This is a genomic window from Pseudoalteromonas sp. SCSIO 43201, assembly GCF_023716725.1.
Classification (GTDB): Bacteria; Pseudomonadota; Gammaproteobacteria; order Enterobacterales; family Alteromonadaceae; genus Pseudoalteromonas; species Pseudoalteromonas peptidolytica.
In genome coordinates this window covers 746428-769866 of sequence record NZ_CP072683.1, presented here as the reverse complement: position 1 = coordinate 769866, position 23439 = coordinate 746428, and the positions used below count along the sequence as shown (strand labels likewise).

The window sequence follows — 23439 nt, the reverse complement described above, 5'->3', positions numbered from 1 at the left end:
CTCTTTTCATCCTTCACTCGCCTCAGAAATACCATTTGTTTTTCTACTTGCTTCAGACGACAGCATAATTTTGATGCTAACGGTAGGAATAGCCTTATCTCAAACAACTATACAGACAATTCTAATCTGTAATTTATTAGCTCAAAATAGCGCGCTTACTAACCTGATGAACGTCTAATAATTAGGCTAATTGGTATAGTTCAGATTTGACCCCGTCGAAGTTTCAAATAGATATACTACAATCAAATTAAGCTTAGAAACGAATTAATTATCTTTAATTGCATTATAGCAAATGCGCGATTTTGCAAAGAAAACGATAGAGCTAATAACTCGAAGATTAATGCTGCAACTGTGTAGGCCGAAAAACTTTATATTCAATCGTATAGGAATATTTCTCAAATAGGTTAAAGAGCCAACACAGCTTGATAGTTACCCTCTGGAATTGGTATCACTTAAGGTAGGGAAATAACATGGATTTGAACTCATTTGAGTCTTTTTTTCACAATGCCTACATGCCCCATGGCCACTGCTACTTGTGGCAACCTCATTTGCTATGGACAAATGTTATCTCCGATATTCTGATCGCGACTGCATATTTTTCCATCCCCATGGCGATCATCATTTATGCAAAACAGAGACCTGATGTTGGCAAGAATTGGGTATTCGTGCTGTTTTGTAGCTTCATTACCTTATGTGGCTTAACACATCTTATTGGTGTCTACACCGTTTGGCATGGTGCGTATGGTATACACGGGATCTCAAAAGCCGCAACCGCCCTTATTTCTATGATCACAGCGGTATACTTATTCAGGCTTATTCCAAGCGCAGTCGCTATTCCAACGCCAAACCAATTTCATAGTATTAGCGCAAAACTCAAACGTGTCACCGATGAAAAGCAAGCCCTACATACCCAGCTTGATCAACATAGGGTCACTGAATTTATGCTCAATACGCTGCCAACAAGCACCTTACTGCTCGATGGGTTGCTTTCGATAAGTAAGTGTAACCCTTACTTCTATCGTGAACTTGGTTATGACTCCCCCGATGAACTTATCGGATTACGATTACATGACATCATCAGCTTGGATGACCCCTTCGATAGTCTCGAATCTGTAAGCCAATCATTACTTGATCAAAATGATTACAGTAAAGAGTCACTGTGCCATGTTCGGGATAAATTTGGTAACCAAATTCCGATGGAAATGCGACTAGTGCAAGAACCTCATGATGGTACCCATCTTATTCTTGCAGTATTCAATAACCTTTCCTCCCTAAAGAAGACGGAACAAGCGCTTGCCGACTCTATAGATAAAATGAAACGAGCCATTGGTGCAACAGAAGATGGGATATGGGAGTGGAACGTTGTTGACAATAGCGTAAGTTACTCTGCTGGGTTAAAAGCCATGATAGGCAAAAGAGAAGATGAAAACGTGACTTTTGATGACTGGTTTGCACACATCCACCCTGATCATCAAAATAAAGTACAAGCCGCTATCGAGCAACACTTTGAAACGAAGGCACAATACTTTGTAGAGTATTTAGGCAGAGATAATAAAGGTGAATATGCGTGGTTTTCTGCTGTAGGTAACAGTCAGTTTGATGACAATGGCAAACCCCATATTATGTCTGGTGCGCTGAGAAATATTCACCAAAGAAAAGCCCTTGAATTACAGGTTGCGGAGAAAAGCAAAATTTTAAATGCCATTTACGAAGGTTCAAGCCAAGCCATTTGGTTATTGAAAGTCGAACCAAATCAAGATTTTCGGTTTTTAGAGTACAATAAATTTGCCTGTCAGCGCACCGGAGTAAAATTAGAACAAGTGCTTGGGAAAACACTGAAAGAGCTCAGAGGCGCGACACTTGACGCAGAATTAGTCGACAGAATAGAAAAAAACTACTTGCTCTGCGTAGAGCTTGCAAAGCCAATCGACTACACCGAAATGATGCCACTGAAAGGCAAAGCGCACTGGTATCAGACTACCCTCTACCCGTTAAAAGATCATAAACAAAATGTTGAGCGTATTGTCGGGGTAGCTGTAGACATTACTGCACGAAAAATTGCTGAAAAAGAACTCAAAGACAATCACAATTTCTTACAACGAATGATTGACTCTGCGGTGTGTGGCCTCTACCTCTACGACTTGAAAACACATAAAAATACTCGGATCAATAAACGCTATACACAAATACTGGGCTACACCATGAAAGAACTAGAGCTCTGTGACCTTGATAGTTGTTTCCATGAGAGTGAACGCGCTTTGGTGTATGAGCACATAGAAGAAATCAAATCTAGCCAAGATGGCGTGCTTATTCCTATAAAGTATCGATTTAAACACAAAGATGGGCATTGGGTGTGGTGCTACTCAGTAGATACCATTATCACCCGTGATAAACACGGTGAACCTGAATTGATGTTAGGTACTTTCGTCGACATGACTGAGTACACAGAACTCTTACTTCAGTTACAGGAATCAAACGCGTACCTTGAGCACTTTGAATATATCGCCTCTCATGACTTGCAAGAACCGCTGAGAAAGATCACCGCCTTTTCGGATAGCTTAGCACAGAGGATCACGCCTGAATTTAAAGACTATGACGATGCAAAGTTTGAAATCGACAGGCTGGTTGATGCCAGTCAGCGAATGCGAGTCATGATCCAAGACCTACTAAAACTTTCACGCTTACATTCACACACTTTAAAGCGACAACCCACTAACTTGTCTATACTAATTGAGGATGTTTGTGAAGTGATGAGCTTTAGCTTAGAGGAAAGTCAAGCCGAGATTAAGCTTGAAAACGCTGAAGTACCGCTACAGCTTGATGCTTCTTTATTTTTGCAAGTATTGCAAAATCTAATAAGTAATAGCATCAAATTTAAATCACCTGAACCGGTACCTATTATTCGTATTTCAGTTACTCAAAGTAGTAGTGAAACCATGATCTATTATCAAGATAATGGGATAGGAATACCAAAATCACGACGACAACAAATATTTGAGCCATTTAGACGCTTTGGTACAACACAAGAATACGGTAGTGGAATAGGACTTGCTTTGTGTCGTCAAATTATTAAGTTACACGGCGGCACCATTAAGTGTATAGAGTGCGAACAAGGTGCTTTATTTGTAATGGCTTTTGCAAATAAAGCTAAGGGGTAATAATGGAACTGTTATTAGTTGAGGATGACCCCGATGATGTCTATTTCTTTGAACGTGCCTATCGCAGTATAGATAACGCACCTGAGTTGAAAATCTTTTCAGATGGTCATGCTTTGCTGGATTATCTCAACACCTGTACAACCCCCAAGCAAGTGCTGTTGTTAGACTTGAATATGCCTGCGATGAGTGGCTTCGAGGTAATGGAAGCCTTACGCGCTGAGCACATGATAGATAATTTAATTACGGTGTGTTACACCACCTCTACACATCACAGTGATATCCGCAAAGCGTATCAACTCGGTGCAAAATCCTACATCACCAAATCTGGACGTTTGCGTGATTTAGAGTCATTAATTAAGTTGATAAAACAATATTGGTTTGATAACAATCGAGTTGTGCAGGGATAACTATGAATACATGTCTTGTTTACCTTCTAGAAGACAACGATGAAGATGCCTACTTGGTAAAGCGCACGCTTGCCAAAGTCGAAGGCAGATAAAAGTTTAATGTGAAGCACTTTATCAATCTCGAACAGCTTGATCATGCAATCAACACAGTTAAGCCTGACGTGTTATTGCTCGACCTAAATATCGAAGAAAGCCAAGGACTACCCACTTTAATTAAAGTAAAACAGCTTAATATACGCGCCCCCATCGTAGTGTTAACAGGCGTGTCAGAAACGCTTTTTGGAGAAAAGGCCATACAATTAGGTGCACAAGACTATATACCTAAGCATGAACTCAGCGGCCCACTGCTTGCTCGCACTATCACATTTTCAAAAGAACGTTATGAGATGCATCGCAATTTAGAACACTTAGTTGTCATGGACAAACTAACCATGCTTCACAACCGTGGAGCATTTGATACTGAACTAGAAAAAGCCATGTCAGGCTCTGAGCGATATGGTCACGGATTTGGTTTGCTGTTCATTGATTTAGATAACTTTAAACCGGTCAATGATACGCTGGTCACCAAGCCGGTGATCAATTGTTAAAAATAATCTCAGCGAAGCTCAAAATGTACAAACGTGCATCTGATTTTTTCGCCCGTTATGGCGGAGATGAGTTTGTCGTTATTGCACCCAATCTTTGCGAAAAAAACCAACTTAAAAAGCTCGTACAACACAAATATGACTTGCTTAGCGATACCTATTGTTTACAAGATGAAAGCGGCTGTATTCAAGAAGTAAAGTTAAGTTTAAGTATCGGCGCTGTCATTTATCCGTCCGACGCGGCTTCGGCCGCTGAACTGGTTGCAAAAGCAGATAAAGCCATGTACTTCGCCAAAAGTAATCAGCTCCCATACGCTCTATATAACGAAACTGAATCAACTGAGCAATAACAGAACAACTCATACCAATTTGACTTAATACTTGCTCAATTTTAAGGAGTAAACCTGATGCTAACAGCGTTAAAAACTTCTCATTTAGAACAACTAAATAGCAAAATTTTTGCCTTGCCTACAGGACGTAGGTACCTCGGCGAGAGCTGGACGCGGAAGCGGTGTCATCGACAAGATTTTCTCGCCTCAAAACAGATCACTTAATTAAGAAAATTGGCATCATTCACTCTTGGATGGCCTTCACCTCAGCGATTGCATAGTTTATGTATTATTTTTGTTTCGTCCGAACACTTCGAGCCAAACAGCCCCTTTGTTAAATCCAGTCAAGACAAAACTTTTATTTTACAAAATAATTACACTTGGTTATAACTTAGTTTGAACAAAAAACAAACAAAAAGGATACAACATGAAACACCACTACCTATCAGCATGTATACTCGCATTGCTTTCGCACCAAGCTACAGCAGCAGGTCAACACGACTCAATCTCGCTACCTGATTTTACTGCAGAGCATGTTCGTAGCTTACCAATCACCAGCCTGATGGCCGTGAACCCAGATCTATTTCTATTTAGTAACGCGCTGCAGTATGTTGATTGGCAACAAACTCTTGATACAACTGCGCCCCATCTCAACGATAAACTAGAGGTCATCTTGCATTACGCAGGCTATGCCAGTATCAATCCAAAGCTATTGCTCGCTTTAATGGAAATGTCATCTGGCATCATTAGCACGCCAACGCCAGAGGCATACTTAGCACCGTTTGGAAAACTCTCGCATGAAACAGGCTTCGATGCGCAACTTAAAGATATCGCGCTAAATTTAAGTGGTCGATATTACGCGTTCCAAAAACTTCAAACTGAAATGGGCTTACAAGTCTTTCCAGCAGTAAATGAAGCCACCGTTGCCCTTGCTGATCTGACTAATATGCCAGTCAATCAACTATTTAATGTTTATCAGACATTATTTAATGGTGAATCTTTGGCACTCAAGGAAGATGGCGTTTCACACTTTACGGCCTCAAAAGACTCACAAGTAGGCACACTCGCCAGTTTCACTCTCAACTTTCCTTGGCCTTCAGGTTACGCTTGGTATAGTGGTGGCGCACACTCGAATACCGGATCTGGATACCCATACTCTTCATTGGACTTTAATAATGGGTCTGGTGGTTGGGGTAGTAATACACCTTGGGTACAAGCCGCACACGGCGGTACCGTCACGCGCTACTCACGATGTAATATTCGAGTAACACACTCAAGTGGCTACTCAACTCAGTACTACCATATGGAAAGCCTCCAATATAATACTGGTGATGTGGTATCCGCAGGCGCGTGGCTCGGCCGCTATGCCGACGACAAATCAACAGCATTATGCCAAGGAGGTCAATCAACAGGCCCTCATGTGCACTTCTCTTTACTCTATAATGGCGGGCATATTTCACTTCATAATTGGTACATCAGTGGCTATCGCATAGACGTTGGTAACTACAACTATGACGATAATTGCAGCCGCTTCTACTTTGAGAAAAACGGTTACCGCACCTGTGCATGGAGAGCATTGTATAAGTAATACCAATTTTCTTAATTAAGTGATCTATTTTGAGGTAAGAAAATCTTGTCGATAACACCGCTTCCGCGTCCTGCTATCGCCAAGGTACCTACATCCGTGTAGGCAAGGCAAAAATTTTGCTATTCAGTTGTTCTAAATAAGAAATTTTTAACGCTGTTAGCGTCAGATTTACTCCTTCAAATTGAGCAAGTATTAAGTCAAATTGGTATAGATGATAACTTGTTCTCTAGCCGCTGTTATCCCTTAGGGTAAAATTTGTTTTAAGAGATAGCTTCCGGCTAGCGTGATGTTGCACGTCTGGGTTTAGGTATTTTAGTTGATTAACTAACTTCTTATCTCAAGTTGAGGCTAAGATACCCCCTCAGCTAGGGATAACACTATACTTTTGTATTATTCGATAAAGGCTTGCCTAAGTAGCTGGCCTTTACCTACATGACCATTCTAAAGCACTGAAGCTCCAGTAAAATTCAACAATAGCGTCTCATTGCCTAACGTTTTAACGCCAAAAATAGAGTCGTTAATTCAGCAAACCCAAATTATAAAAAACTTAACTTTTTGTAAAAACTATGTATATTAATTTTTAAATAAAATAAAAAAGGATTGAGTACATCCATGCTTACTAAGGAAAACTCTAATGATTTCATCGAGTGGCAAAAACGCAACTTTTTTATCTTAACTCACGCCAAAGCCGATACAAGCTCTACCAACTACACACTATTAATAAAAGTGTTAGAAACCTTAGGCAGCTCGGTTAAAGTTGATACCAGACTTCCTGAGCCAAATTTACGCGCACAAACCGCTCTTTTTTTGGTGGATACTGAACACCGAGACTGTAACGAGCTGATAAGTGCTGAAGTTAAGCTATTGGCCGCAACCCATAAAGTTTTGTTGTTCAATGCCAATCCCGAAGAAGTAAATGAAAAAACAGCATTACTTGGTAATGTGAAAGGCTTACTTTACCAGAACTCCCCCCCCGAAACTCTATTTAAAGGACTTAGCAGAGTCTTAAAAGGTGAGCTTTGGTTTTGTCGAAGTGCTATTTCTACCGCATTTAGTGAGCTACTTGCTGCACTCCCTCAAACGCTGCCTAATAGCGATATAGTCTTAAACAGTGAAGAGCTAAGTATACTCACCTGTAGAGAAAAATCAGTGATCAAACTAATCGCGGCGGGTGCCAAAAATGAAGATATCGCTGACAAGCTAAATATAAGTAGTCATACAGTAAAAACTCATATCTATAGCGCGTTTAAAAAAACGAACTCACGCAACCGCGTTGAGCTAGCTAATTGGGCGCTACGGCATATACCCATAGTCAGTTTAAATTAAATATCAGTAATTCACTTAACGCTCAGAAAAATATAGTGCCTTTGATTGTACGAACGCAAAGTAAAAGAAGTGAAAAGAGAATAGGCGGCTAGTAAACCTAACCGCTCAATAATACAAAACGCGAGCTGTATTACGCTACGCCATAGCTATCACGGTATGCTTTAACTGCATCTAGGTGTGCATCCATACCACCTTGTTGCTCAAGGTAAGTGATCAGATCAGCAAGCTTAACGATAGAAACTACCTGAGTATTAAAATCGCGCTCAACTTCCTGAATAGCAGAAAGCTCAGCTTTGCCTTTTTCTTGACGGTCCAACGCAATTAATACACCAGCAAGATCGGCACCGTTGGCAGCGATGATTTCCATTGACTCACGAATAGCAGTGCCCGCCGTGATAACATCATCAACCAACATAATACGACCCTCAAGTGCAGAACCTACTAAGTTGCCGCCTTCACCGTGCTCTTTCTTTTCTTTACGATTAAAGCAATAAGGCACATCTTTATTGTGATGATCGGCAAGGGCAACCGCTGTAGTGGTTGCAATAGGAATACCTTTATATGCTGGGCCAAACAACACATCAAACTCAATACCTGCATCTTCCAATGCTGACGCATAAAAACGGCCTAAACGGGCAAGATCACGACCCGTGTTAAATAAGCCTGCATTGAAAAAGTAAGGACTTGTGCGGCCTGATTTTAACGTAAACTCACCAAACTTCAGCACCTGCTTTTCTAAGGCAAATTCAATAAACTCTTTTTGATACTGTTTCATGTTTTCCTACCGAGTGTTGATTATGCTAGCGCTTGCTTTTGTAGATCAATAATTTCTCTAATTGAATGTTTCGCCAAGCCAAGTAGCTCGTCTAGCTCGTCAAACGAGAAAGGTTCGCCTTCAGCAGTACCTTGTACTTCAATGAGCTTACCGGTTTCAGTCATGATCACGTTCATGTCTGTTTCGGCTTCTGAGTCTTCAAGATACTCGAGATCCGTGATTGGCTGACCTTTATAAACCCCAACCGAAATTGCCGCGATCATAAATTTTAATGGGTTTACATTAATCATGCCTTTTGCACGCATGTGCGTTAGTGCATCAACCAATGCCACACAAGCACCACTGATTGACGCAGTACGAGTACCACCATCAGCTTGGATAACATCACAGTCAATGGTAATTGTGTTTTCACCTAACGCTTTTAAATCAACCGCGGCACGTAAAGCACGCGCGATTAAGCGTTGAATTTCCATGGTGCGGCCACCTTGTTTACCGCGCGCTGCTTCACGGTTGTTGCGCGTATGTGTAGAGCGCGGAAGCATACCGTATTCTGCGGTGATCCAGCCCTTGCCTTGCCCCTTCATAAAGCGTGGTACACCGGCTTCTACAGAAGCTGTGCATAACACTTTTGTGTTACCAAACTCCACCATTACTGAGCCTTCAGCGTGCATAGTATAGTTACGAGTAAATGTAACCGGCCTGATCTGATTTGCAGTTCTTTCGCTTGGACGCATCCACGTTCCCCCATCATCAAAATTTGCCGTACATTATAAAGGGATCACAAAGACTATGCCACGCGATCCGACTAAAAATAAAATTCACTTTAGGGCTGTGTGGAAATTCGGCTATAATGCTGCGGTTAAACCAAGCTAAATTTTAGGGACTTTATATGATCCATAGTATGACCGCCTACGCCCGCAAAGAAGTGAAAGGTGATTGGGGCACTGGGGTTTGGGAAATTCGTTCAGTTAATCAACGCTACCTTGAAACCTTTATCCGCGCACCGGAACAATTTAGAGGCTTAGAGCCAGTAATACGTGAGCGCCTGCGTAAACACCTACAACGCGGCAAAGTTGAAGTATTCCTAAAGTTCACCGCCAACCCAGCGCACGTAGGCCAACTCAGTGTCAACGAAGCACTCGCGAAGCAACTTGTTGAAAGCGCAAAGTGGCTGCAATCTCAAAGTGGTGGCGACATCAATCCCGTAGATATTCTACGCTGGCCAGGCGTGATGGAAGCCGAAGAAGTTGATTTGGACTCCGTAAACAGCGAGCTGTTAAGTGGCTTTGACGATCTAGTTGAAGACTTTAAAGCGGCGCGTGCAAGTGAAGGTGAAAATCTAGAGACCATGATCACCACCCGCCTCGACGGTATATTAGAACAAGTTGCCATTGTTGAAGGGCACATGCCTGAGGTGACAAAATGGCAACGTGAAAAGCTTTCTCAAAAGCTTGAAGAACTCAAAACCGACATTGACGAAGGCCGCTTAGAGCAAGAACTTATTTATCTTGCACAAAAACAAGATGTTGCCGAAGAACTCGACCGTCTTAAGTCACACGTTAAAGAAACCCACAAAATCCTCAAAAAAGGAGGCGCGTGTGGTCGTCGTTTAGACTTTATGATGCAAGAATTTAACCGCGAATCTAACACCCTTGCTTCAAAGTCGATCAACAGCGACATCACCAACGCCGCTGTAGAACTAAAAGTGCTGATCGAACAGATGCGCGAGCAAATTCAAAACATCGAATAACCAGCCATATTTTGAGATATGTCACCGATTTGGTGACATATCTCATTATGTTCGATACCGTGATATTGTTGGCAGTTTTAGCTGAGCTTACTCTTGCATATCTCATTACACTTGGCACTTGATGGCGATAATAAAAACCAATTTTGACTTAAATTCTGTGCCATTGCCCCCGTTCAAATCGCTTTAGTACGTTGCATTTTGGTGAAATGGAAATTAAATATAACCATTCATTTTCCACCAGTTGTTTCACCACTTCATGCTCAGCCATCACATGCTCAAGGGCGCTTGTCGGTGCTTGGACTATTACGCTCAAACGCTGTGGTGTGTGCATCCACTTTTCACCGTTATAAACTGATTGCAGTGGCAGACCAATTCGCAAATCACCACCATTACCCTCAAAAACGCCTATTCGCCCCCCTACCACGTTATGAAGTACTTTATTACCACTACCATACTTACCAGGATCGGTGACTGAGGCGTTATATTGCATATTAATCCAATTAGTAACGAGCATTGGCGCCGTTAAAATTGAGGTTAATTTAGTTAACTCTGGGTCTTGCTGATAATCGTACTCATGTAAGAACACTCGACCTTGTAGGTCTAGCCCCTGCGTTGTCTGTCGAGGCGCAATAATAAATCCAGCGTTATTCGCAAGCCCCCACTCAGGACGTACTTGAGACCAGTCCTTGGTTCGAGCGCTAAACTGCAGTTCTAGCTGTTGCTGTGACAAAATATCTGGGTTGATTGCAAGTGCCTCTGAGCGCTCAATGCGGGCTAGATGTGATGCCTGTTTTAGCCACTGACTGATCTCTGGTTTGAGTTCGCCATAAGTTACAATTTGCTCTGTTGTAGTATTGTGTAATGCCGCGATGAACCGAGTTGTGACAGGGATCTTCACCCCCAGTTTTATCAGCTCATTACGCACCGCAACATCATTTAATAGCTGGGCGAGTACCTTTACATTAACCTCGCCAGATTGACCACCGCATGCGCCACACTGTAGCCCCGCGTCGTGAAGATTATTAGTGGTTTTTGCTCCGTGACCTACTAACAAAACTGTATCTGCAAATGTTGTTAGTCCCATACCCGCTAAGATAGGTGCAACCAATTGAGCTTGTTCAGTAGCCGAAATCTCTCTTTCATCTTGAGTGAGCCGCCATGCTGTTGTACCTATGTGGCTATCAACAGGGTGCGCGGTGGGATACAGCATAAACACTTTACGTAACAGCTTGTAAAAATAGCTCATCCCCATCGATTCAACCATAGAAAAAGAAGCTGCGGCAGAGTGTGACCAACTCTGCCAGCGCCCCGCATGTTGACGTTGTGTGGTTAGCGATTGTGGCTCGTGTATTTGTGTTACCTTTAATGGGGCTTTTAATAAACCGGGTAGTTGTGGCCGCTCAAAGCCGCTATCTGAGGCTCGATAATCTATCGGTAAGCCAAAAAAACCAGCATATCCCATCGTTTGAATACCAAGGTGCTGCTTTTCTAATGCCCGACGTATTACCTCTGAGCGCACATCAATGCAAAATATAGCTTGTAGTATATTTGCGTTGCTCTCATGTGCTTGCTTAGACTCGAATTGTTGAGCTAACTTAGTTTGATAGCTAAGCTCTAGTGCACGCTGGAATAACAACCTTGGCGAGAGTGCTTGCTTATGCTCCGCGATGATTTTAGGTAGCTGCTGCTTTTGCCTGTTCCAATGATGGCTGATTTGACTAAACATCGTAGGATAACGTTTACTAACATACTGCCAAATCACAAGCTCCCATGCCATTCTAATAGCCAATAGCGCCCGCATGTCAGAAGTTGGGCTGCCGGTAAGATTAGCCTGCCAACGCTCGTACCCAACCCATGACGCCCAACCATTTATATCTAACAGCAGCATATGTGCGTAGTCCGCAATCGCTGTGGACTCAATGCCTAATGTCTCAACGGTCAGTGCTATTACCGTATCAGGTTCTGTCGGTAACTGTTTAAAGTATTCGACTAAACCTGGTTCCCCCATCACGATACTTATGCCCAAATCTTGAGAAACCGTCTCATGCCAATGACGATAAACGCAGAGCTTTTTGTGTCCTTGGGTTTGTTTCAAGATAGGCTGCACTTGCTGATAGTGGGCAGCGCAAAATTGGCTAATTTGATGGGTTATTTCCTCTTGCCATGGCATCTTGTGTTCAGAGCGGTAGCGGTCAAATAGATCAGCCAATGTATGCCAATGTGGTAACTCTTTTCGGCGACTTTGCCTTAACCAATTCAGTAATTCATTATTGCTGCGCGGCACCTGATAGTACTCGGCAGCTTGTTGTAGCGCAGCAGGCGCGATAGCCCCTTGTAGCCACTGTTCAAGATAGAAATCAATGGGCATCAACATGTTAACTTGTGCCAACGCACTCATTTTGCTCACCGCCACATCAAATGACAAGGCTTTTATCCCCCAAAACGGATTAACCGCAATTAACTGATCAAGCGGCCAAGTTGGCGCGATCCGCATTTCTGCGTCGAGCAATTGCTGTTGCTGTGGCGCTGACAATACACTCTGGTTATTACTGTGATTGAACATTACTTCAGCTCCTCAAGGTTGGGGGTATAATGATGTTTAGCGAGATACTTTTGCTTTTTGGTACGAGGCAGCTGCACAGGCCAAAGTAATATGGTCAATCTAGTCATCCATTCATCCAAATAGAGACCGGCATATAATAATCGAGACAGCTTTTGTACCAGAGGTAAGTGGGCGCGATAGTAAAGTAGATAATTGACTATCGCTAATGTGATCACTATGGTGAGCAGCCATACGTCTGAAGCAGAAAAAGCCTGTGTTCTTAGCTCGTCGGGTAAAGCGACCATAAAATGTAATAACCATTTCTGTACGCTGTACACAACCAGTAGTACCAACGCAATACCGAGTATTTTCCAATAGCTACGCAGCACCTGAGCTTCGAACCGCAGTGCCAACCATACTGTCAGTGCGCCTATCATCAGTGCCCAAATACTTACAGGCCCTTGGTACCCGATACTGCTTGCTGCACCATAAACCAAACCCATGGCAACACCAAGTGCGCCAAACCACTGCCACAAAGGCGGCTCTACTTGCTTGCTCATCCGTCGAGTTAAGTCTTCATGAACCCATTGACTCGCATTAAGAAAGGCATGTGCTTTATACGCTGAGTGAGCAAGCAAGTGTAGCAGCGCCAACTCGTATAGCCCAAGCGCACATTCCACCAGCATGAGCCCCATTTGCGCTGATGTAGACCAAGCTAAACGAACCTTTAAGCTGATCCTCGTAGTCATAATAAGCGACGCTAATAACGTGGTGATCCCTGCAACAATTAAAAGCAGCCACTTCGCAGCCTCTACCCGTAAGACTAAGGCTCCAAATAACATCACCAGAAAACCACCTAAATTAATGATACCGGCGTGCAGCAGCGCGCTGACAGGCGTTGGAGACTCAACAACCTGCATTAGCCACCCATGAACGGGGAGCTGAGCACACTTTATTAATGCAACAACAGCCAATAAAATGGCGGCGGTTTGATCCAAAGCTGTGATCGCGCCTGTATATGTCGAATAAAATTCCAATATTTCATTAACTTGCAGTGAGCCTGTGGTTAAATAGATACAGATAAAAGCACCTAAGAGTGCTGACTCCGCCAACCGCGCCAAAATAAACTTTTTATGTGCAGCCAAGGCAGCTCTTGGCCGGTTTGGATAAAACACTAGAAGACGATGTAAACTTAGGCTAATTCCAACCCAAGAAACCCAAAATAGTATCAAGTGATTGCTTAATACCACCACAGTCACACACAGCAATGTGATCAGCAGGCTGCGAAAATACCGTCCTCGTAACTTGTCGCCATCAAGGTAATGAATTGAATAGCGCAGTAACACAAAGCTCATAAAGCCAATAAGAGAAACCACACAAAGTCGCAAAAAGTTTATTTCAAACAGTGTGTTTGCATTGCTTTTTGAGGTACTCCAATACCCCCAAGCTAACACCAAACAAAAGCCAACGCCCAGAGCAAAAAGGTTAGTAACACGGAATAAAAAACCATTTTGAGCCATGCTTTTTCCCATCACAAAAGCGGCAACGACAAAATGGAGGAGCAGTAAAATCACCAAGGTGGTAAGCATCAATTTCTACACTTCGTTATCGAATTTTACGGTATCAGTATTATTCCAACCTTTTTAACTTAATAAAAATAGATATAATTTAACTATTCGTTCTGTTTTTGTTATGTATAAATGAGCCGACTCAACTATCATCACCTTTATTACTTTTGGCAAGTCGCCAAACAAGGTAACCTGACTCAAGCAGCTAAAGATCTGCATGTGTCACAGTCTGCACTTTCAGCACAGATAAAGCAGCTAGAGCACAATAGCGGAGTTGCATTATTTGAACGCAGCGGCCGACAGTTAATACTTACCGAGCAGGGTAAAAAAGTACTTAGCTATGCGGATGATATTTTTACTACAGGACAGGAACTTGAGGCGTTATTAAGTAAAGGCGTGCAATCTACCACTCATGTTACGATTGGGGTTTTAACAACTCTCTCACGTAACTTTGTCGAGGCATTCATCACCCCGTTGATGGAGCGCTGTGATGTTCAATTTAAATTGAAATCAGGCAGTATCTCTGAGCTACTAAACGGACTAACCAAGCACGAACTGGATTTAGTACTAACCAACCGCACCGTTAACTTGGATACATCCGATCCATACTGGCAATGTCAGCTCGTGGCAAAGCAACCGCTAGCCATTGTAGGCCCACCTCAAAACAAACCCGATACATTGTTTCCAAAAGGCTTTGCTAACACCCGCTGGATTTTACCCCCAGCCAGTTCTGATCTCCGCACTGCTTTTAATGCCTTATGCGCGCAACACCAGTTCTTTCCTAACATACTTGCTGAGGTGGATGACATGGCAATGATGCGACTGCTTGCAAGAGACAGTGGTGCTGTGGCGGTATTGCCAGCAGTGGTGGTAAAAGACGAAATTGCTCAAGGGGTGTTAACGCACTATCAAGACTTACCTGATATTTATGAATATTTTTATGCTATTTCAACACATAAAAAAGTCATCCCTGAAGCGATTAAGCTGTTGTTACATAAAGCACGTAGCGACCCTGAAGCCTTTTAAGTTGAGATTGTTAGCGACCATACTCATTACGCATGCCATCAAGCGATAAAACGTTCAGTAGCACAGAGACTTAATTTACCATATAGCAAGACTGCCCCCACCCAAAGTTGAGGCATCTATATTGCCCTATAAAGTTAGTGTAAATGGACAATAGTCGAGTGTTTTGTAACTGAGCCCATATTTAGGTAAGAAAATCACCCTAAGCACTTGACCAATTAACGTTTATTTAGCAAGCTGAAGTTATAGGACAAAAAATAAACGAGGCGATGATCGTGTTCAAACTTGCGCATAATGGCAACATTTTAATGGATGTGAAATCTGCTTCACCGCCAAGTGCAGCCTTTATCATCGAAGCCCTTGAAAAGTCGCAGTTTGCCGACTGTGAAGTTGACCATGAATCTATTGACGCTTACTTCAAGAGTGACTTCCCTGAAAGTCAGCTTGTTGTCGCGAAACAATATGACGCTGAATTTACCGTGACACTCAGCGACGACAAAATGCAAGCTTTTGGGCAACTCAAAACCGCACGCGGTGGTAAAGCGATCGCATTAGAAGAAGCCAAGAAGGTTATAATCAAAGCAGGCGTTAGTCGTGGCTATAAGCAAGCCTACCTAGAAAAGATTTTAAGCAAACAGTTTGAATTACCTCCCGGTGAAGAAGCTTCTGGCATCATCGCACAAGGTCGACCACCACAAGATGGTCAGTCCGCTAAGTTATTACCTCATGTACAAACGCTAAAAGAACGCCTTAAACAACCAAGAATGCGTGAAGATGGCACTGTGGATATGCGTGATTTTGGCAAGCTCGCAAGTGTTTCCCCCGGAGATCTACTGGTTACACAAAGACCAGCAACCCCAGGTAAAGAAGGGTTTACTGTCACGGGTGAAAGCATAGAAGCCAAAGCAGGAGAGTCTTTTCAGTTGATGGCAGGTGAAGGTACAGAAATTAACCCCAGTAACCCTCTTGAGCTCATAGCAACAATTGCGGGGTGTCCATCAGACATAGGCAACGGTATGCGGGTAGACGATGTTTTTACCATTGCTGATGTAACTGTAAAAAGTGGCCACGTTGACTTCAATGGGAGCGTAGTCGTCACACACAATGTTGAACCGGGCATGCGGGTTACAGCAAAAGGAGATATAACGATATTAGGCACAGTAGAATCAGGAGAGCTAGTTGCTGGTGGGAATATCGAAGTAAAAGGTGGCGTTATAGGTCATGTTGACCACCAAAATAACGAACAAGGCTTAACTTGCAAACTCAGCGCAAAAGGCAATGTCGAGATCGCTCATGGTCAGTATACTTACCTTGAAGGTGAAAATATATTTATCAATAAGCAAAGTAACCATTGTGATATCAAAGCGCAGCGGCTGGTTCAAGTAGGCACTGGGGAGCACCCTAATGGCAAACTCATCGGCGGCTCTATCATTGATGCTCAGATGATAGTAGCAGGAGAGATAGGCAGTGGTTCTGGGGCTAAAATGATGATTTACTTAGCCCGTAAAGGGATTCAAATCACTGAAGATACCGACACATTATTCAAAGAAGTCGCAGCGACCAATGAATCTTTAGACCAACTCCAACAAGCTATTGAAAAAGCAGAGTTAGTCAAAGACACGGAGAAAAAGCAACAGCTAAAAACAAAGATAGGTGCGACACAAATGCACTATTGCCAGCAAGCCGAGCAGCTAGAGAAGCAGCTCTATCAGCTCGACCATGACTTACATGAACTGTTAGAAAATACAAAATTATCTGCAAATAAAGCGCTGCATTCTGGCGTTGAAATACATATATTTGATCGCGTTTATAAAACAACCCGCAGCTATCCACCTTGCACAGCCTCATTACAAGATAACCAAGTTAAAATTGATTTTAAAACGGCTGGTAACTAGAGCCTGTTGACCTTTGATTTTTGCTCCTTGAGTGTACTTTGGTCGCGGTGCTCAACTTGCCGCCCAATAGTCAAAGTAGAAGTTGGGCAATCGTGAACAAGGCGCACTTGGGTAAACCTAAAGGGCAACGCTTGATCCACATTTTTACTGAGTTGCTCTATCAGGGGGCAAGGAGACTTTACAGCAGCACAAACTCTTTATCGCCTGACTGACATAAAGCAACTCTCCTACACAGGCTCTACCTTATACAATACCAATCAAACGACTGCGAAAACAAACTTAAAAAAATAAGCAAACTCTAAAACTATTTATCGTTGGCATTTGGGACAATACACTGTACTTCGCTGTCCTAATCGGACTTCTTTCAATGAAGTTTCACAAGTAACACACGGCTCACCTTTTCGTCCGTACACCAGTAACTCTTGGGCAAAATAGCCAGGTTTACCATCGCTTTGTGCAAAGTCTTTTAGCGTAGTACCGCCTTGTTTAATCGCCGCACTAAGGGTTTCCTTAATTATGGGCGCAAGTGCCTGATAACGTTTAAGGGATATTTTTCCTGCTTCTTTTTTAGGGTGGATCCCAGCTTTAAACAAGGATTCATTCGCATAAATATTCCCTACCCCCACGACTACGTGGTTATCCATAATAAATTGCTTAACTGCTTGCTTTTTACCACGGCTCATTGCAAACAAATGCTCCGCAGTAAACTCAACGGTCAAAGGCTCGGGACCCAGTTTTGCTAAAGTTGGGTGTAGTGCTCCTTTTGCTTGCCACAAAAAAGCCCCGAAGCGGCGGGGATCGTTCAGCCGAAGTGATTTGCCACCAGCGAGGATAATTTCGACATGATCATGCTTTTTAAGCGGTTCACCTTGGTCAACAACGCGCAAGTTCCCCGACATACCCAAATGCAATATTGCGGTGCCATGAGCCGACTCAATTAAGAGATATTTAGCGCGTCGCTTCACGGCGGTGACTTGCTCCCCTTCCAACAAATGCACGTCTTGGGGTACAGGCCACCTTAGCTTCTCGTTATAGACTTTTACATGGGTGATCACTTGTTCAGTTAAGTAGGGTTGAATGCCCAACCGACTTACTTCCACTTCTGGTAATTCAGGCATAATTAGCTCTATATTTCTTGCTGTCTAAATAATATGGGTAAAAACAAGGCGCGCACCTGTGCTTCATCAAGTTCAAACCAGCGCTGCTTATGCTTATCAAACAAAATCAGCCTGTTGCTATGTTGATATAACTGAAAGCTTAATGGCAGTTCATGTGTCGCTAACCAAATACGCGCGACACTAAGCGCTTCACCTAGTTGTGGTGGCTTTTCAACAACGTTAAGCTGGGCTTTTTGCCAACTTGAGACCATCGCACTAAGCTCTGATACGCTATAAGACTGCGTCGCGCCTTTTGGCAGTTCTATACGCCAGCTAGTACCAATACGTTCAATCTTATAACCAGGAAAAGCTACTGTCAGGATAAAGCTTTGCGCTGGTAACACCGCCTGTATTCCCATTTTTTCATCTGTTGGATTCAATTTGTAATGTAACCCATTGAGAAAGAAAATCATCAGCAGCATGGAAAATATAACCACGTTATTCCATGCTTTACGGCTCATTTGGATCATAGCCATCTCCTAGCGTCTACTGACCTTTTGCATTTATTTTTATAGCTATCTGCTCGCTAGCCACTACTTTTGGTAATGTAAGCTCTTTTAGCGATTCGCTTTGGCGCTTAACTAAGCTTATCAAATAGCGAAATTATTCATTTCATGAGTATAACATCAGCACAGATGAATAAGGCTAAAGTTTCCCTCACTTATAGATGCTCGTTACCACATTCACAGCTATAAAAGCCAATGCTTTCCTAAATCAGGCTTGCTATCTTGAACTCAAACTAACTGGGGTAAATTGCACATTTAGACTATTTAATTAACAAGTTATTTTGCTAGAATGTGGGCAAAATTTTTAGGAGTTCCGTCAATGGCAATGTATGTTGTGGGTCATAAGATCCCAGATTCAGATTCAATCTGTGGTGCAATCGCACTTGCATATTTAAAAAATCAAATTGGTGAAGAGGCAATCCCATCACGTTTAGGTGATGTATCACCTGAAACTCAGTTTATCCTTGACCGTTTTGGTTTTGAAGCGCCTGAGCTGAAAATGAGCTACGCAGGTGAAGAGGTTTACATCGTAGATCACACTGAAAAGACGCAAGCACCTGATGACATCGATAAAGCGACGATTGTCGGCGTTGTTGACCACCATAAGCTTGGCGATCTGACCACATCTGCCCCACTAGAATGTTGGATCCGTCCTGTCGGTTGTAGTAACACGATTATCAAAATGATGTATGACTTTTACGATGTTGAAATCCCAGAAAATATTGCTGGCATCATGATGTGTGCAATTTTAAGCGATACCGTGATCTTTAAGTCACCGACTTGTACTACAGCAGATATTAAATGTGTTGAAGCGCTAGCTGAGATTGCTGGTGTTGATGACGCAAAAGCACTGGGCATGGAAATGTTCAAAGTAAAATCTGCAGTTGATGGCACTCCAGTGCGTGATTTAGTAATGCGTGATTTTAAAGACTTCAATATGAATGGAAACCTTGTTGGGATCGGCCAACTTGAAGTCGTTGATCTTGCTGTGTTCGACAACATCAAAGATGAGCTACACGCTGATATTGCCAAGTTAAAAGCTGAAGGTAATCGCCACAGTGTGATGTTACTGCTGACTGACATCATGAAAGAAGGCTCACAAATGCTAATCGCATCTGATGATGAAGCAATTATTGCTAAAGCCTATAATGTTGAACCAGAAGCAAGCAAAGTATGGTTAGACGGTGTACTAAGCCGTAAAAAACAAGTAGTCCCGCCACTACAAGATGCCTTTGCACAGTAATACCATTGCCGAGGTGCTTACCTCGGCATTTTACTCCTGACTCTATACGACCAAGCCCGTACACTAAACAGCATTAGCCGCTGACCAGACCCCCTTTTCTATCCCTTGCTTCACTATTAACGTTAACGCTTTTTCAATCGCTTGAGTCACACAAATATGCATCGGCTCATTATCACTAAACCCTGCTTCCGCTTCCGCCAGCCGCTTATAACTTACGTAACGAAAAAAACCGGCTCGAACTTCCATTGAGAGTACTTTTTTGCTGCTTGCAACAGACAATAATACTTGCCCAGTACGCACATCAACAGCGCGCATATAAATTGAAATGACATCTTCTCGATAAAGCTCTGAAGCACCAATACCAAAGTACTCCATACCTAATCCACCCGTGCGAATATTAGAGTCATAACTGATGATCCCGCCTTCTAAAATAATTTTTGCAGTTGTAAGTGGCGGTAATGGCGCAGCATCGTTGTCATCATTGGCTGCACGAATAATTTTACGCTCGGTCAATAGGTTTTGTAGCCCCTCTCGTTCAACCGGAATAAACCAGTCGGTCTCGTGTAGCGCTTGCATCAAAATTGAGTTTGCGCCTTGCGTAACTGCGGTAGAAAAAGAGCTAACATTATCTTGTGGCTTATATTGACCGGTTTGATCGCGAAAGGAATAAACAGAAACAGGTATTCGACCTCTGGGCTTAGGTAGCGCTTTTAGCTCTGCAAACGTTTGTGTTTCTGTTAATGCGATAGCAGCACTCTGCGAAGGAGGTAAAACACGAGACAGATTAGAGCAACCTGTTACAAAGAGCGTGATGGCAATTACTACTAGTCGGTACATTTAAAACCCTCCGTCGGGAGAGACTGAAAACCTAGGAACTTCTAGGATCGTTTCTTCACCTGACGAAGTGTTAGTAATCCTCACCGTAATGGTGTCTGGCGTACTTGTGATCACTTGGATCTGATAATCTCCACTCATAAATGTGGCATCTTGATCAAAAATACTATCTTTTACATCATCACCAAAAGCCACATCAGTGATCTCTCTGACCAAACGATTGAGATATGTTCGCTCTAGCGATTCTTGAAACTTTTCATCATAAGTCTTTTCAATGATCGGCGCTCGGTGTTTATTTTGTGATTGCGCTTTACTTAGTAACATATTGGCGTTTAGCGGGTTACCACCAAAAGCTGGATTAATTGGCTTGTAGACCAACTCAGTTGCCATACTATTTTTGCTGTGAACACAGCCCAACACACCGAGTAACAATGTTATTTTTATTATCTTCATTTTACCACCCACTAGCTGCCAAATCTTCAGACCCACTTTGCTGATACTGCGCCTTAGCCATCGCATCCATTACCGTAAAAATCGCGGTTTCAACACGCTCGTCAACAGAGCCACCTCGCCTTCCCATTGCAGTTGCGTACACAGGCTTATTATTCATTAACACTTCCAATCGAGTACCAGCTCTTGGTAAAACGGTTTCTTTAACCGTAATGTTAATTCCAGTTGAATTTGGCACATCTCGCCAAAGTTGTGAGAATTGGGAATAAAATTGATGGCCAAACCGGCTAATACTTTGATCCATCACTAAACCATCGATCTCAACATCTTGTTGTGCCACTGCTATATTGGCTAAAAAAAGTTGCGCACTTAGTAGTATTATTATTTTTGTCATGACTTATCTGCTCGTTATTTTGGCGATGTTGATGAGAGTATTCCTTATAGACTACAGTTTAGAGCCAAGTATTAATTGAGGATAAATAGGCTAAACAGTACCAACTTGCTTCATTCAGTGATGTATTATGAGGCGAAAGAATCTTGTCGATAACACCGTTAAAATTTTGCCATTTAGTGGTTCTAAATAAGACTTTTTTAACGCTATTAGCGCCAGGTTTACTCCTTCGAATTGAGCAAGCATCAAGACAAATTGATACCAGTACAAAGCGGGGGCCTGCTCACTAAGCCCCCGTTTATTCGCAGTTACTGCTGCGTTATTGTAGCAACGTTATTGTCGCCTACTTGTGTAACCGTGATGTTTTGACCACTGCCTGTAATGCCACCTTGTACCAAGTTACCATCACCCATTTGGCTAATTGTTAGGGCATTATCATCACCATTGATAACAAAAGCGTCAGATCCCATCCCCATAACAAAGTTATTAGTGCCAGTTTGTGTGATGTCTAACATATTGCGACTGCCTTCTAACATCAGATCAATGGCATTGAACTCTCCAGACTGAGCAATATCAACTTGGTTAGCGCTACTTTCAAAAACACTGCTCATTGTCACAGCGACACCATTGCTGTCACCATCTTGAGTAATATCAAGCGCATTGTTATTGCTTGCCAAGTTCACGTTTGGATAAGATGACTGTACAAGTGCTTCATTATTGCTGCCGGTTTGAACCACCTCAACATCATTATCATTACCGTTGAAATTGGTGATATGCGCAACGTTACCATCACCGATTTGCACGGCTGAAAACTCATTGTTGTTCCCTGCAACACCTAGGTACATATCATTGTTATCGCCGACCTGAAGTGCGCTAAACTCGTTATTGTCACCAACAACATCTGCCAAAATGTTATTGTTTTCCCGTCGTTGTTCTGTGGTTATCTCATTGTCACTACCAACAAGTAAATCAGATTCAAACTGGTTACCCGAACCCTCTTGCTCTATCGCTAGCTCATTACTATCGCCTGAAATTTCAAACACGCTAACGCTATTATTATTACCTTCTGATTGCTCTATTTCTATTTGATTATCATCACCTGTGATTGTCTCAATTGAAACCACATTGAAATCACCACTTTGACTAGATTCAATCTCGTTTTCGTTACCTTGTAAACTCACCACCTTGTATTGATTGTACAAGCCGTCTTGTGTCAAGGTTATTTGGTTCATATCACCTTGCAGTGACTCTAATGTAGCCTCATTCCAAGTGCCAGTTTGTGTTGCAGAGACTTCGTTTTGGCTGCCTTGCATGTCTAGGTTATAGAACCATTGACCACCGGAACCTTGAGACACCGAGATGGTATTCTGATCACCGGTTACTACGTTAATCGCTTCGTTATTAATACCAAGCAGACCAGCACCTGATTGCTGTACATCAATGTTGTTATCATCACCTGTTACTTCTGAAAGCGCGCCGTTAGACTCTCCGTCTTGGCTGTACACTTGTTCATTGTTATTACCGGTTGTAGTGATAATAGCAACATTACCTGTACCATTTTGCTCTGCTGTCGTCGTATTATCATCACCAACTGTTGTTACATCGGTTAGGTTGGAAACACCAGATTGAACGGAGATTAGTTCGTTATCACCGTGGCTTCTTGAAGTTTGAGAAAGCTTTAACTGGTTACTAGTACCATTGATTTGCTCAACTTGTGAAAGTGCAGAAGTAGAAAGCGCTTTGTTGTCTGATTTTGTATCAGCCTGTGCAGCAAACGAATGAGTTAATGCAAGTGCTATGGCGCAGCTCACAATTGATTTTGAAAACTTCACACTGTTCTCCTTAGAGATTTATTATATTGTTTTAAAATTAAGTGTTCAGTGTTGCGTCTGAGCAGTTGCCTTTACTCAGTT

18 protein-coding genes and 1 pseudogene are annotated in these 23439 nt (G+C 42.6%); 9 read left to right on the top strand and 10 right to left on the bottom strand.

The window, feature by feature from the left end:
* Positions 1–470 precede the first annotated feature (470 nt).
* From J8Z24_RS03225 to J8Z24_RS03205, 5 genes and pseudogenes are all read left to right on the top strand, one after another.
* The gene (locus tag J8Z24_RS03225) at positions 471–3158 is read left to right on the top strand and encodes a PAS domain-containing sensor histidine kinase (RefSeq protein ID WP_252095258.1); all 2688 of its coding nucleotides are present in this window, start codon (positions 471–473) and stop codon (positions 3156–3158) included.
* Positions 3159–3160: 2 nt separating this feature from the next.
* Complete coding sequence (locus J8Z24_RS03220) at positions 3161–3565, top strand: response regulator (protein ID WP_176032481.1); 405 nt, start codon at positions 3161–3163, stop codon at positions 3563–3565.
* A gap of 101 nt (positions 3566–3666) precedes the next feature.
* A pseudogene (locus J8Z24_RS03215) lies at positions 3667–4499 on the top strand (GGDEF domain-containing protein).
* Between the two features lie 406 nt (positions 4500–4905).
* Complete coding sequence (locus tag J8Z24_RS03210) at positions 4906–6066, top strand: M23 family metallopeptidase (RefSeq protein WP_176032482.1); 1161 nt, start codon at positions 4906–4908, stop codon at positions 6064–6066.
* Positions 6067–6678: 612 nt separating this feature from the next.
* Positions 6679–7392 (top strand): response regulator transcription factor, encoded by a 714-nt coding sequence (locus J8Z24_RS03205; RefSeq protein ID WP_125250625.1) that lies wholly within the window; start codon positions 6679–6681, stop codon positions 7390–7392.
* Between the two features lie 130 nt (positions 7393–7522).
* On the opposite strand, the gene pyrE is transcribed toward J8Z24_RS03205, so the two are convergent.
* Both pyrE and rph read right to left on the bottom strand, forming a co-directional pair.
* Entirely contained in the window at positions 7523–8167 is a 645-nt protein-coding gene (pyrE, locus tag J8Z24_RS03200) for an orotate phosphoribosyltransferase (RefSeq protein WP_125250626.1), read from the bottom strand.
* A 20-nt stretch (positions 8168–8187) separates the two neighbouring features.
* Positions 8188–8901, bottom strand: a complete 714-nt coding sequence (rph, locus tag J8Z24_RS03195; protein WP_010377321.1) for a ribonuclease PH — start codon at positions 8899–8901, stop codon at positions 8188–8190.
* Between the two features lie 155 nt (positions 8902–9056).
* Here rph and J8Z24_RS03190 point away from each other — a divergent pair, with 155 nt between their 5' ends.
* Positions 9057–9917, top strand: coding sequence for a YicC/YloC family endoribonuclease (locus J8Z24_RS03190; RefSeq protein WP_128730764.1), 861 nt, complete (start codon positions 9057–9059; stop codon positions 9915–9917).
* Positions 9918–10065: 148 nt separating this feature from the next.
* Here J8Z24_RS03190 and J8Z24_RS03185 read toward each other — a convergent pair whose 3' ends face one another.
* Both J8Z24_RS03185 and J8Z24_RS03180 read right to left on the bottom strand, forming a co-directional pair.
* Complete coding sequence (locus J8Z24_RS03185) at positions 10066–12480, bottom strand: YbcC family protein (RefSeq protein WP_176032483.1); 2415 nt, start codon at positions 12478–12480, stop codon at positions 10066–10068.
* Positions 12480–14048: an NADH-quinone oxidoreductase subunit L gene (locus J8Z24_RS03180; RefSeq protein WP_286037142.1), complete on the bottom strand. Its 1569-nt coding sequence runs from the start codon at positions 14046–14048 to the stop codon at positions 12480–12482. The genes J8Z24_RS03185 and J8Z24_RS03180 overlap by 1 nt, the downstream gene beginning before the upstream one ends.
* A gap of 111 nt (positions 14049–14159) precedes the next feature.
* Between J8Z24_RS03180 and J8Z24_RS03175 the strand changes: the two genes are divergently transcribed.
* Complete coding sequence (locus J8Z24_RS03175; RefSeq protein ID WP_125250630.1) at positions 14160–15053, top strand: LysR family transcriptional regulator; 894 nt, start codon at positions 14160–14162, stop codon at positions 15051–15053.
* Positions 15054–15325: 272 nt separating this feature from the next.
* Complete coding sequence (locus tag J8Z24_RS03170; RefSeq protein WP_176032486.1) at positions 15326–16945, top strand: flagellar assembly protein A; 1620 nt, start codon at positions 15326–15328, stop codon at positions 16943–16945.
* A 308-nt stretch (positions 16946–17253) separates the two neighbouring features.
* Here J8Z24_RS03170 and mutM read toward each other — a convergent pair whose 3' ends face one another.
* Together mutM and J8Z24_RS03160 are read right to left on the bottom strand one after the other, a co-directional pair.
* The gene (mutM, locus tag J8Z24_RS03165) at positions 17254–18063 is read right to left on the bottom strand and encodes a bifunctional DNA-formamidopyrimidine glycosylase/DNA-(apurinic or apyrimidinic site) lyase (protein WP_128731621.1); all 810 of its coding nucleotides are present in this window, start codon (positions 18061–18063) and stop codon (positions 17254–17256) included.
* 8 nt (positions 18064–18071) lie between these two features.
* The gene (locus tag J8Z24_RS03160) at positions 18072–18572 is read right to left on the bottom strand and encodes a hypothetical protein (protein WP_176032487.1); all 501 of its coding nucleotides are present in this window, start codon (positions 18570–18572) and stop codon (positions 18072–18074) included.
* 355 nt (positions 18573–18927) lie between these two features.
* On the opposite strand from J8Z24_RS03160, the gene J8Z24_RS03155 reads away from it, so the two are divergent.
* A complete protein-coding gene (locus J8Z24_RS03155; protein WP_252095256.1) occupies positions 18928–19851 on the top strand; it encodes a manganese-dependent inorganic pyrophosphatase in 924 nt (307 codons plus the stop codon).
* Between the two features lie 63 nt (positions 19852–19914).
* On the opposite strand, the gene J8Z24_RS03150 is transcribed toward J8Z24_RS03155, so the two are convergent.
* From J8Z24_RS03150 to J8Z24_RS03135, 4 genes are all read right to left on the bottom strand, one after another.
* Entirely contained in the window at positions 19915–20688 is a 774-nt protein-coding gene (locus J8Z24_RS03150; RefSeq protein WP_128731623.1) for a CsgG/HfaB family protein, read from the bottom strand.
* Positions 20689–21138, bottom strand: coding sequence for a curli assembly protein CsgF (locus J8Z24_RS03145; RefSeq protein WP_373865584.1), 450 nt, complete (start codon positions 21136–21138; stop codon positions 20689–20691).
* A gap of 1 nt (position 21139) precedes the next feature.
* The gene (locus tag J8Z24_RS03140; RefSeq protein WP_125250636.1) at positions 21140–21529 is read right to left on the bottom strand and encodes a CsgE family curli-type amyloid fiber assembly protein; all 390 of its coding nucleotides are present in this window, start codon (positions 21527–21529) and stop codon (positions 21140–21142) included.
* Positions 21530–21834: 305 nt separating this feature from the next.
* On the bottom strand, positions 21835–23358 hold the full coding sequence (locus tag J8Z24_RS03135; RefSeq protein ID WP_252095255.1) for an autotransporter outer membrane beta-barrel domain-containing protein: 1524 nt from the start codon (positions 23356–23358) through the stop codon (positions 21835–21837).
* Positions 23359–23439 lie beyond the last annotated feature (81 nt).

What these genes read in the sequence shown, in the direction of transcription:
- J8Z24_RS03225 (WP_252095258.1), top strand. Translation starts at nt 471, where the DNA reads ATGGATTTGAACTCATTTGAGTCTTTTTTTCACAATGCCTACATGCCC.
- J8Z24_RS03220 (WP_176032481.1), top strand. Translation starts at nt 3,161, where the DNA reads ATGGAACTGTTATTAGTTGAGGATGACCCCGATGATGTCTATTTCTTT.
- J8Z24_RS03210 (WP_176032482.1), top strand. Translation starts at nt 4,906, where the DNA reads ATGAAACACCACTACCTATCAGCATGTATACTCGCATTGCTTTCGCAC.
- J8Z24_RS03205 (WP_125250625.1), top strand. Translation starts at nt 6,679, where the DNA reads ATGCTTACTAAGGAAAACTCTAATGATTTCATCGAGTGGCAAAAACGC.
- pyrE (WP_125250626.1), bottom strand. Translation starts at nt 8,167, where the DNA reads ATGAAACAGTATCAAAAAGAGTTTATTGAATTTGCCTTAGAAAAGCAG.
- rph (WP_010377321.1), bottom strand. Translation starts at nt 8,901, where the DNA reads ATGCGTCCAAGCGAAAGAACTGCAAATCAGATCAGGCCGGTTACATTT.
- J8Z24_RS03190 (WP_128730764.1), top strand. Translation starts at nt 9,057, where the DNA reads ATGATCCATAGTATGACCGCCTACGCCCGCAAAGAAGTGAAAGGTGAT.
- J8Z24_RS03185 (WP_176032483.1), bottom strand. Translation starts at nt 12,480, where the DNA reads ATGTTCAATCACAGTAATAACCAGAGTGTATTGTCAGCGCCACAGCAA.
- J8Z24_RS03180 (WP_286037142.1), bottom strand. Translation starts at nt 14,048, where the DNA reads ATGCTTACCACCTTGGTGATTTTACTGCTCCTCCATTTTGTCGTTGCC.
- J8Z24_RS03175 (WP_125250630.1), top strand. Translation starts at nt 14,160, where the DNA reads ATGAGCCGACTCAACTATCATCACCTTTATTACTTTTGGCAAGTCGCC.
- mutM (WP_128731621.1), bottom strand. Translation starts at nt 18,063, where the DNA reads ATGCCTGAATTACCAGAAGTGGAAGTAAGTCGGTTGGGCATTCAACCC.
- J8Z24_RS03160 (WP_176032487.1), bottom strand. Translation starts at nt 18,572, where the DNA reads ATGATCCAAATGAGCCGTAAAGCATGGAATAACGTGGTTATATTTTCC.
- J8Z24_RS03155 (WP_252095256.1), top strand. Translation starts at nt 18,928, where the DNA reads ATGGCAATGTATGTTGTGGGTCATAAGATCCCAGATTCAGATTCAATC.
- J8Z24_RS03150 (WP_128731623.1), bottom strand. Translation starts at nt 20,688, where the DNA reads ATGTACCGACTAGTAGTAATTGCCATCACGCTCTTTGTAACAGGTTGC.
- J8Z24_RS03145 (WP_373865584.1), bottom strand. Translation starts at nt 21,138, where the DNA reads ATGAAGATAATAAAAATAACATTGTTACTCGGTGTGTTGGGCTGTGTT.
- J8Z24_RS03140 (WP_125250636.1), bottom strand. Translation starts at nt 21,529, where the DNA reads ATGACAAAAATAATAATACTACTAAGTGCGCAACTTTTTTTAGCCAAT.